The organism is Streptomyces sp. MS191 (assembly GCF_008042125.1).
In the GTDB taxonomy this organism is placed as follows: Bacteria; Actinomycetota; Actinomycetes; order Streptomycetales; family Streptomycetaceae; genus Streptomyces.
In genome coordinates this window covers 1-6,166 of sequence record NZ_RDBI01000089.1, presented here as the reverse complement: position 1 = coordinate 6,166, position 6,166 = coordinate 1, and the positions used below count along the sequence as shown (strand labels likewise).

5 protein-coding genes are annotated in these 6,166 nt (G+C 75.7%); 2 read left to right on the top strand and 3 right to left on the bottom strand.

Features of this window, described 5'->3' with window-relative positions; translation table 11 throughout:
* Nucleotides 1-81: 81 nt before the first annotated feature.
* Both EAO71_RS35110 and EAO71_RS35105 read left to right on the top strand, forming a co-directional pair.
* Nucleotides 82-1,833 (top strand): non-ribosomal peptide synthetase, encoded by a 1,752-nt coding sequence (locus tag EAO71_RS35110; RefSeq protein ID WP_147981881.1) that lies wholly within the window; start codon nt 82-84, stop codon nt 1,831-1,833.
* Complete coding sequence (locus EAO71_RS35105) at nt 1,823-3,166, top strand: condensation domain-containing protein (RefSeq protein ID WP_147981880.1); 1,344 nt, start codon at nt 1,823-1,825, stop codon at nt 3,164-3,166. The genes EAO71_RS35110 and EAO71_RS35105 overlap by 11 nt, the downstream gene beginning before the upstream one ends.
* A gap of 85 nt (nt 3,167-3,251) precedes the next feature.
* Here the strand turns inward: EAO71_RS35105 and EAO71_RS35100 are convergent, their stop codons facing one another.
* The 3 genes from EAO71_RS35100 to EAO71_RS35090 all read right to left on the bottom strand — a co-directional run bounded on the left by EAO71_RS35100 (nt 3,252) and on the right by EAO71_RS35090 (nt 6,090).
* Complete coding sequence (locus EAO71_RS35100; protein WP_261992495.1) at nt 3,252-4,094, bottom strand: metallophosphoesterase family protein; 843 nt, start codon at nt 4,092-4,094, stop codon at nt 3,252-3,254.
* Entirely contained in the window at nt 4,091-4,870 is a 780-nt protein-coding gene (locus EAO71_RS35095) for a thioesterase II family protein (RefSeq protein ID WP_147981878.1), read from the bottom strand. The genes EAO71_RS35100 and EAO71_RS35095 overlap by 4 nt, the downstream gene beginning before the upstream one ends.
* A 239-nt stretch (nt 4,871-5,109) precedes the next feature.
* Complete coding sequence (locus EAO71_RS35090) at nt 5,110-6,090, bottom strand: quinone oxidoreductase family protein (protein ID WP_187282951.1); 981 nt, start codon at nt 6,088-6,090, stop codon at nt 5,110-5,112.
* Nucleotides 6,091-6,166: the final 76 nt, after the last annotated feature.

The following is a 6,166-nucleotide window of genomic DNA, read 5'->3' as shown; positions in this document are numbered from 1 at the left end:
CCCGTCCCTTCCGCCGCCTCCCGTCGCTTCCCTCCGACGACTTCCCCTCCCCCGTCCCTCCGAAGGAATGGAGACACCGCCTTGGGCATCCTGCGGGGCCCCCTCACGCCCTACCCGGCCGACGCGACCCTGACCGAGCTCTTCGCCGCCCAGGCGAAGGCGCGCCCCGAGGCCGTCGCGGTCGTCGACGGCGAGCACTCCCTCACGTACGCCGAACTGGACGCGCGCTCCGACCGGCTCGCGCTCCTGCTGCGCGACCGGGGCGTGACCGCCGAGGCGCGGGTGGGTGTGCTGCTCGACCGCGGCCACGCACTGGTCACGGCCGTTCTCGCCGTCCTGAAGGCGGGCGGCGCCTACGTCCCCGTCAGCCCGGGGTACCCGAGGGAGCGGCAGCGGCGGATGCTCGACGACGCGGAGGCGTCGGTGGTGGTCACGCCCGAGGACGTCGCGGCGGCGACCGCGGCCACCGGCGCCGCCCCGCTCCCGCCGGTGTCCGTCGGGCCGCGCTCGCTCGCGTACGTGCTCTTCACCTCGGGCTCGACCGGCCGGCCGAAGGGCGTGATGGTCGAACACCGGTCGGTGCTGCGGCTGGTCCTCGACACCGACTACGTCGCGCTCGGCCCGGACGTCCGGATGGCGCAGGTGGCCGACTCCTCCTTCGACGCCTTCACGTTCGAACTGTGGGGGGCGCTGCTGCACGGCGGCACGCTCTGTGTCGTCCCGACCGAGACGGTCCTCGACCCGGGCGCCCTGGGCCGGACGCTGGCCGAGCACCGGATCACCACCATGTTCCTCACCTCGCCCCTGTTCACGGCCGTCATGGCCGACCGGCCGGACAGCTTCGGCGGGCTGCGCACCCTGCTGGTGGGCGGGGACGTCGTCGGGCTCGCCCCGGCCCGCCGGCTGCTCGCCAACGCCCCGGCCGACCGGCCCGAGGTGCTGGTGAACGGCTACGGGCCGACCGAGACCACGACGTTCGCCGTCTGCGGCCCGATCGAGTCGGTGCCCGAGGACGCCGTGTCGGTCCCCCTCGGCCGGCCCATCGCGAACACGTCCTGCTACGTCCTCGACGCCTCGCTCGCCCCGGTGGCCGAGGGCGGGACGGGCGAACTCTTCGTCGGCGGTCCCGGCGTGGCCCGGGGATACGCCGGGCAGCCCGAGCAGACCCGGGAGCGGTTCCTGCCCGACCCCTTCGCCGAGGAGGAGGGAGCCCGCATGTACCGCACCGGCGATCTGGTGCGGGCGGGCGCCGACGGGGTGATCACCTTCCTGGGCCGGGCCGACGACCAGGTCAAGATCCGCGGCTACCGGGTGGAGCCGGGCGAGGTGGAGGCCGCGCTGGGGCTCCACCCCGACCTGCGGCAGGCCGCCGTCGTCGTGGACGAGTCCACGGGCGAACGCCGCCTGGTGGCGCACGTCGTCCCCGCCGTGCCCGGTGCCGCGCCCGAAGGGCTGCGGGAGTTCCTCGCCGGACGGCTGCCCGAGTGGATGGTGCCGGTCGCGTTCGCGGTCCGCGCCGACCTCCCCCTGGCGGCAAGCGGCAAGGTCGACCGGGCGGCGCTGCCGCCGGTCCCCGCGGAGGCCGTGGACGCGGGGGCGGTGGCGCCGCGCAGCGAGCTGGAACGGGAGATCGCCGGCATCACCGCCGACCTGCTGGGGCTCGCCTCCGTGGGCGTCACGGACGACTTCTTCGCACTGGGCGGCCACTCGCTGCTCGCGATGCGCCTGGTGGCGCGGATCAACGACCGGTTCTCCGCGGAGGTCCCGCTGGGAGAGTTCCTCTACGACCCGACCGTGGACCGGCTGGCCGCCGAGGTGGCCCGTGGCCGGTGACCATCCGGTCTCCCGCGCGCAGAAGGGGCTGTGGATCCTCGACCGGTTCCACCCCGGCTCGCCGGCGTACGCGGTGCCGCTGCTGCACCGGATCGAGGGCGAGCCGGACGTCGCCGCCCTGGAGTGGTCGCTGAGCGAGGTGGTCCGCCGGCACGAGGTGCTGCGCACCGTGTTCCGGCTCCGGGCGGGCGCGCCGCGCCAGACGGTGCGGCCCGCGGAACCGGTCCGGATCCCGGTCGTGGACGTGTCGGCGCACCCCGATCCCGCGGCGGAGGCGGAGCGGCTCGCCTCGGCGGAGGCCCGGCGGCCGTTCGACCTGGCAGCGGATCCGATGATCCGGGCCCTGCTGGTCCGGCAGGGCCCGCGTCGCCACCTGCTCTGCCTGACGTTGCATCACATCGCGTGCGACGGCTGGTCGGTGCAGATCCTCCAGCGGGAGCTGTCGGCCGGCTACCGGGCCTTCGGGACGGGTACGGAGCCGCTTCCGGAGCCGCCGTCGGAGCAGTACGCCGCGTTCGCCGCGCACCAGGCGGAGCGCCTCGCGGACCTCTCGGGCCATCCGGCGCTCGACCACTGGCGGGGCCGACTCGCGGACGTGCCGGCGCCGGCGACCGTGCCCGGCGACCGGCCGCGGCCGCCCGTGTGGGACTTCTCCGGCGCCCATGTGCGGTTCGAGGTGGACCCGACGGCGGCGGAGCGGGCCGGGCTGCTGGCCCGGGCCTGCCGGGCGACGCCGTACGCGGTCTTCCTCGCCGCCTTCGCCGTGGTGGCCGCCGCCCGCGGGGGCCGCCCGGAGGCGGTGATCGGCTCGCCGGTCACGCACCGGCGCACGGAGGGCCACCACCGGATGATCGGCATGTTCGTGAACACCGTCGTGCAGCGGGTCGCCGTGCCGCCGGAGGCGACGTTCCGGGATCTGGTGGTGGGCGCGCGGGACGAGAGCCGGAGCGCCATCGCCCACGGGGAGCTGCCGTTCGAGACGGTGGTCGACGAGCTGAACCCCGCGCGGGATCCGGGCTTCAACCCGCTCTACCAGCTGATGCTCACGTACCAGGAGGGCGGACCGGCCGGACTGGACCTGCCGGGCTGCTCCGTCACCACGGAGTACGGCGACACGGCGACGGCCAAGCACGACCTGTCGCTGTCGCTCACCCGGGCGGAGGGGCGCTGCACCGGGCGGCTGGAGTACAGCACGGAGCTGTTCGAGGAGGCGACGGCGCGGCGGATCGCCGAGGAGTTCCGCGCCGTGCTCACGGCCGGCGTCGGCGATCCGCGGCGCACCGTCGGGGAGCTGCGGCGGCCGCCGGCGGTCCCCGCGCGGCCGCTCGGCTGAGGCGCCGCCCCGCGCGCACGGGGGCGGCCCGTCCGGTTCCGGGGACTTCCGAGGGACCCGGGAGCCGGACGGGGCCGCGCCCTGGTCATCCCGGCGGTGCCTCCGGCAGGATCTGCCGCAGCCCGACCCGGGGGTGGTTCGCGCGGCGCCACTCGCGTGGGTAGCCGACGGAGACCTCCTCGAAGCGCACCCCGTCGTGCCAGGTCGTCCGGGGGATGTGGAGGTGCCCGTAGACGACCGCGCGGGCCCGGTAGCGGCGGTGCCAGTCGGCCGTCCGCACGGTGCCGCACCACTGCGCGAAGTCGGGGTACCGCAGGATCCGGGTGGGGTCGCGGACGAGTGGGAAGTGGTTGACGAGCACGGTCGGAAGCTCCGGGTCGCAGGCGTCGAGGCGCCGTTCGGTCAGGGCGACCCTGGCCTCGCACCACGCGTCCCGGCTCGGATGGGGGTCGGGGTGGAGGAAGTACTCGTCCGTGCAGACGATGCCGTTCTCCCGGGCGATGGCCAGGGACTCTTCCTTGGTCCCGGCGCCGGGCACCCGGAAGGTGTAGTCGTAGAGGACGAAGAGCGGGGCCACGGCGACCGGTCCGCCGGGCCCGTCCCACACCGCGTACGGGTCCTCCGGGGTGAGGACGCCGAGCCCCTGGCACAGGGCGACGAGGTGCTCGTAGCGGCGCACGCCGCGCAGCCGCAGGGGGTCCTGACGGGGGGTCCACAGCTCGTGGTTCCCGGGGGCCCACACCACCCGGGCGAACCGGGCGCTCAGCGTCGCCAGGGCCCATTCGATGTCCTCGGAGAGCTCGCCGACGTCGCCGGCGACGAGCAGCCAGTCGTCGTCGGACCCGGGGCGCAGGCCCTCCACGATCTTGCGGTTGTCCGCGTGCGCCACGTGCAGGTCGCTGATGGCGAGCAGCCGGCCCCCGTTCACGCCGCACCCGTCCCGCACACCGGGCTCCGGAGGTTCCTCAGGTGTGTGGCGACGAGCCCGGCCACGTCGGCGGTGTGCGTGTCGAGGTAGAAGTGCCCGCCGGGGAAGCTCCGCAGGTCGAACGCCCCGTTGGTGTGCTCCCGCCACGCCTGGGCCTCGTCCCACGTCACCTGCGGGTCCTGGTCGCCGGTGAGCATCACGACCGGGCAGGCCAGGGGCGGTCCCGGTGCGTACCGGTAGGCCTCGACGGCCCGGTAGTCGCCGCGGAGCGGGGGCAGCACGAAGTCGCGGACCGCGGGCTCGTCGAGCAGCGGGAGTTCGGCCTCGTTCAGCTTCCGCACGGCGGCGACCAGTTCGTCGTCGGAGCGCGGACGGACCTCCCCGGGCCTGGTGAGGCGGGGCGCGCGGCGACCCGAGACGAACAGCGCGGTCAGGGTGCCCCCGTCGCGCTCCAGCCGCCGGGCGACCTCGAAGCTCAGGAGCGCGCCCATGCTGTGCCCGAAGAAGGCCAGCGGTCGGTCGGTCCAGGGGCGGATCTCCGCCAGCACCAGGTCCGCCAGCTCGGCCAGGTCGTCGACGCACGGCTCCCGGCGCCGGTCCTGACGCCCCGGATACTGGACGGCGAGGACCTCGGCCTCGCCGGACAGCTTCCGCGCCATGCGGTGGTAGTAGCTCGCCGCGCCGCCCGCGTGGGGGAAGCACACGAGGCGGACGGGGGCCTCCGACGGGAGGAGCCGTCGGATCCACGCCCCGGTGTCCCGGCGGGTCTCTGTCATCGTTCGTCACCCTTCTCTCGCGGGCCCGCGGCGGGTCCGGCGACGGCGGCCCGGCCCCGAGGGGGCGTCCTCCCCGCGGAGCGCCGGACGGCTCCCCGCGGGCCCCGGGGATCCCGGCCGTGCTCCGGCCTTCGCCGGGGGTCGGGCAGGCCGGTCCGCCCCCTCGGCATCCTTGCGCACGCCCGGACGCGCGCGCCGGGAAACAGGTGCGGTTCAGCAGTGGTCGGGGGGAGGCACGCTCACGGGACGAGCACCACGCGGCCCAGGCTCCGGCGCTGCTCCAGGAGTTCGTGGGCGCGGGCAGCCTCGGCGAGCGGGATCCGGGCGTGGACCACCGGACGCACCGATCCGTCCGACACCATGCGGACGAGGTCCCGTACCGCCTGCTCGGCCTGCTCCGGCCGGTGCCGGAGCACCACGGGCATGCTGAAGCCCATGACCTGGCGCATGCCGAGGAGGTCGAGGACGGGGATGTCCGGATGCTCGGCGTCCCCGCCCGACCCGCCGAAGGAGACGAGCCGTCCGTACGGGGCCAGGAGCCGGACGTCGTCGAGGAGCCGCTTTCCCCCGATGCCGTTGAGGGCGACGTCGACGCCCCCGCCGCCGGTGGCCGCCGCGACCCGCTCGGGCCAGTCGGGGAGGGAGTAGTCGACGGCTTCGTCCACGCCCAGCTCACGGACGAAGTCCAGCTTGGCCGTGGAGCCCGCGGTGGCGATCACCCGGCCCGCGCCGAGCGCCCGGGCCGCCTGGACGGCCAGGTGGCCGACGGCGCCGGCGCCGGCGTGGACGAGGACGGTCTCGCCGGCCGCGAACCGGGCGGTGCGCAGCAGGTTGACCGCGACGCGGCCGGGGCCGCCGAGGAGCGTCGCCTCGGCGAAGTCGAGCCCGGGCGGCAGCGGCAGGACGCGTTCTGCGGGGGCGGCCACGTGGTCGGCGTAGGCGTTCGGCGCCTTCCACGCGACCACGCGGGTGCCGGGCGTGATGTCCCCGACCTCGGCGCCGACCCGGACGACGGTGCCGGCGACGTCGGTCGAGGGGCAGTACGGCAGGGGCGTCCCCCCGAGGGGGAAGGTGCCGTTGCGGCGCTGCACGTCGGCGTGGTCGACGCCGATCGCCGCGGACCGGACGAGGACGTCGCGCGGCCCGACGGCCGGGAGTTCGGCCTCCTCGGTACGCAGGACTCCGGGCGGGCCGTATTCGTGATGGCGGACGATGCGCACGCCGGTTCCTTTCCGCGGTTCGACGACAGTCAGGAGATGGGGGGCGGGGGTTCGGGAGTTCGGGGCGGTCCGTGGG